We start from the raw sequence: 3,715 nt of genomic DNA, 5'->3' as shown, positions 1-3,715 counted from the left end.
GACTTGCTGCGCTCACCCCCGTGCTCGGCCCCGACACCACGATCACTGCGGGCAATGCCAGCCAGCTGTCGGACGGATCGTCGGCCAGCATCCTGATGGAAGAAAAGCTGGCCGAGAAGCGCGGCCTGACCCCGCTCGGTCGCTATGTCGGCATGGCGGTCGCCGGGACCGAGCCCGACGAAATGGGCATCGGCCCGGTTTTCGCCATCCCCGTCGCGCTGGAGCGCGCCGGCCTGAAGATGGACGATATCGGCCTGTGGGAGTTGAACGAAGCCTTCGCAGTGCAGGTGCTCTACTGCCGCGACAAGCTCGGCATTCCCGACGAAAACCTCAACGTGAACGGCGGCTCGATCTCCATCGGCCACCCTTACGGCATGACCGGCGCGCGCTGCGTCGGCCATGCGCTGATCGAAGGCAAGCGTCGCGGCGCCAAGTATGTCTGCGTCACCATGTGCGTCGGCGGCGGCATGGGCGCGGCCGGAATCTTCGAAGTCCTTTAATTCGGACACGTTTTGGGGCAGGTTGCACGCGGTCGCCGATAAGGAGACTCGCATGCGCCTGCCCCTATTTCTTTGCCTGACGGCTCTGGCGTTAACCGCCTGCGCGCAAGCCGAGGAGGCGGATAGAGATGCCGCATCTCCCGGTAGAGACGATGCGACGAGCGCAATCGGCTCTCCTCCCCCGCCGCAAGCCGAAGACGAGCCCGCCGAAGAGGCAAGCGACGCAGCGGAGGATAATGCCGATCCTTCGGGTGAAGGCGATGGGCCATTCTCCTCCTCCTACACCGCGCTCGACCTAGAAAATTGCCGGATTCTGGCGCAGAGCCGGGGCGAGGGCAGCTGGATCAAGCTCCGCTGCCAGGGCCTCGATGGCATCCCCCTGTTCGTGAGCGAAGGCGATGGTCGCTACGATATCGATGCGGGGGTGGAGAATGCAGGCTTCGCTACGATCAGTGCGTTCAACGATGTCGGTGACAGGGTGGAGTGGCGCAAGCGCGATGGCGCGCCCTTTGCGATCATCTTCCGCTATACCGATGTGGCTCTGGAAACACCGGACCGGACCGTGCTTGCGGTCGAAAAGATCGGCCGGAGCGGCAAACCCGGTTGCCGCGTGGCCCAAATTGCCGGGAATACGCCGCGCGCCAACCAGCGCGCGCGCCAGATTGCCGATACGAAGGCGGCCGATTTCGATTGCTCGCAAGAGCCCGAATATGTCGGCAACGCACGGTAGGGGAGTGAGGGCGCGATGGGACTGATCGAACTTCTGGGTCTCGCGGGCAGTGTCAGCCTGCTGTCGGGCTGGCGGCTTTACGCGACCGTGCTGATCACCGGCCTCGCGATGCGGAGCGGGTGGGTGCCCTTGCCCGAGCAGCTCCAGATGCTCGACGTGCTCGCCAATCCGTGGGTCCTCGGTATTGCCGCATTCGGCGCGGTGATGGAGTTCCTGGCCGACAAGATCATGTGGCTCGACAGCATATGGGATGCGATCCATTCACTGATCCGCCCCATCGGGGGCGCTCTGCTGGCCCTGGCCATCGTCGATCCGGGCGATCCGACCTGGCAGGTGATCGCATTCCTGTTGGGCGGCGGCGCAGCCTTCGCAGCGCATGCGGGCAAGGCGAGTGCACGCGCGGCGGTGAACACCAGCCCCGAGCCGGTCAGCAACCTGATGGTCTCTACCGCAGAAGATGTAGCGACCGCAGGATTGCTCGCGCTGGCCATCGCCAACCCCGTGATCGCGGGCGTGATCGCGCTAGGCCTGCTGATCCTCAGCATCGTGCTGATCGCGTTTGTTGGGCGGACGGTGAAGCGCTTCTTCAGGCGTACGCGAGGGCCCGATCCGACCTGAGGGTCTAACCGTGCGCGGCCATAAACTGCTCGACCACAGGTGCGATCTTCGTGCGCCACTTGCTGCCGTTGAAGATGCCGTAATGGCCTGCACCCTCGGCGAGATAATAGCGCTTTTTCTTCTCGGCCAGATTGCGCGCCAGCGTTAGCGCGGCCTTGGTCTGGCCGATCCCGGAAATATCGTCGCGCTCTCCCTCGACCGCCAGCAGCGCGGTCTGCGTGATGTCACCCAGATCGATGATCTTGCCGCGATGTTCGAAGGTGTTGTTGGGCAGCGAGTGGTTCTGGAACACCTCTTCCACCGTCTGGAGGTAGAATTCGGCGGTCATGTCGCACACGCTGCGGTATTCCTCGTAGAAATCCTTGGTCTGCTGCGCGCTGTCCTCGTCGCCTGCGACCAGGTGCTTGTACATTTCGTAATGGCTCAGGATGTGGCCGCCCAAGTTCATGCTCATGAAACTGGCGAGCTGCATGAAGCCGGGATAGACGCGGCGCCCGGCGCCTGCATATTGCGCGGGCACGGTGGCGACCACATTCTGGCGGAACCAGCTGATCGGGCGTTTCATCGCCATGTCGTTGACGGTGGTGGGGCTCTCGCGCGTGTCGATCGGCCCGCCCATCATGGTCAGCGTCTTGGGTGCGGCCTTGTCCTTCGCCCCGTTCATGATGGCAGTGGCAGCGAATGCGGGGACCGAAGGTTGGCACACCGCGATCATGTGCGCAGGGCTGCCCCCGTTGCGCTCAGCAATCTCGCGCAGGAACTCGACGATGTAGTCGATATAGTCGTCGAGATCGAAACGCCCCTCGCTCAGCGGAATATCGCGCGCGTCATGCCAGTCGGTGATGTAGACCTCGGCATTTTCGACCATCCGTTCCACCGTGCCGCGCAGCAGCGTTGCGAAGTGCCCGCTCATCGGGGCCACGATCAGCACGGCGGGGGCACCGTCGGGCAGCGAGGCCCTGCGAAACCGCTTCAGGTCGCCGAAGGCGCGGTGCAGCACCAGCGTTTCGGCAACCGGATCGGGCTTGCCGTCAATCATCACGCTCTCGATGTCGAATTCGGGCTTGCCGCGCCGAATCGTGGCGTGGGCAAACACTTCCAGCGCGGACCCGGCAACCGGGCCCATACCACTATAAGCCAGCGGATTGCGCGGATTGGTCAACCATTCGGATCCGATGGATGCCATCGCACTGGCGCTATTCAGCCAGGCGGACTGCAATTCGTAAGCGTGGTAGAGCAAGCGAGACCCCTGAAACGTCCAAAATTCGGCGGAATGCCGTTCCCGTCAGCATAGACTGCCCGGGTAAGTGCCATTGTGCAATGCACAAGATACATTCCAGGTCCCGTCCCCGTGGATTTCGCCCGCGCATACAGCTAGGCGATAATGCCAATGGCACGCGACATTCCACCCCCCGATACGTCCGATGATATTGCTGAAAATCGACAGGACGCGCAGCCGCGCAAGGCACGCACGCTCGCGCCCCTGCGGATGGTTTTTCGCGAGGCCGTGCGTTACCCGCGCGAAATCGGGCTGGCGCTGGCCGCACTGCTGATCACATCGGCGGCGACGCTGGCGATCCCGTGGCGTTTCAAGGTTATCATCGACGAGGCTTTCGGCGGTACGGCGGGGCCGGACGAGATTGCGCACGCCTTCCAGTACCTGTTGATGATCGTGGTGGTGCTGGGGCTCGGCACCGCGCTGCGGTTCTATTTCGTCAGCTGGCTGGGTGAGCGGGTGGTCGCCAATATCCGGCTCAAGGTGCAGGAAAACCTGCTGCGCCAGTCGCCGAGTTTCTACGAGGAAAACAGTCCGAAGGAAATTTCGAGCCGGATGACTTCGGACACCGCGATCATCGAAACCGTGGTG

Annotated in this window: 4 protein-coding genes and 1 pseudogene; 4 read left to right on the top strand and 1 reads right to left on the bottom strand. The window is 63.2% G+C overall.

The window, feature by feature from the left end:
* From ACEQXE_RS00070 to ACEQXE_RS00060, 3 genes and pseudogenes are all read left to right on the top strand, one after another.
* A pseudogene (locus ACEQXE_RS00070) lies at nt 1–500 on the top strand (acetyl-CoA C-acyltransferase); the annotation flags it as partial.
* A gap of 52 nt (nt 501–552) precedes the next feature.
* Nucleotides 553–1,230, top strand: coding sequence for a hypothetical protein (locus ACEQXE_RS00065; RefSeq protein ID WP_370176861.1), 678 nt, complete (start codon nt 553–555; stop codon nt 1,228–1,230).
* A gap of 15 nt (nt 1,231–1,245) precedes the next feature.
* Entirely contained in the window at nt 1,246–1,848 is a 603-nt protein-coding gene (locus tag ACEQXE_RS00060) for a DUF4126 domain-containing protein (RefSeq protein ID WP_370176860.1), read from the top strand.
* A gap of 4 nt (nt 1,849–1,852) precedes the next feature.
* Here the strand turns inward: ACEQXE_RS00060 and ACEQXE_RS00055 are convergent, their stop codons facing one another.
* Nucleotides 1,853–3,088 (bottom strand): polyhydroxyalkanoate depolymerase, encoded by a 1,236-nt coding sequence (locus ACEQXE_RS00055; protein ID WP_370176859.1) that lies wholly within the window; start codon nt 3,086–3,088, stop codon nt 1,853–1,855.
* Between the two features lie 150 nt (nt 3,089–3,238).
* Here ACEQXE_RS00055 and ACEQXE_RS00050 point away from each other — a divergent pair.
* The coding region (locus ACEQXE_RS00050) for an ABC transporter transmembrane domain-containing protein (protein ID WP_370176858.1) at nt 3,239–3,715 on the top strand (477 nt) is incomplete at its 3' end.

It is taken from the genome of Alteriqipengyuania sp. (genome assembly GCF_964222115.1).
In the GTDB taxonomy this organism is placed as follows: domain Bacteria; phylum Pseudomonadota; class Alphaproteobacteria; order Sphingomonadales; family Sphingomonadaceae; genus Alteriqipengyuania.
Note: the sequence above shows the minus strand (reverse complement) of the source record. Positions and strands in the feature narration are given on the sequence as shown.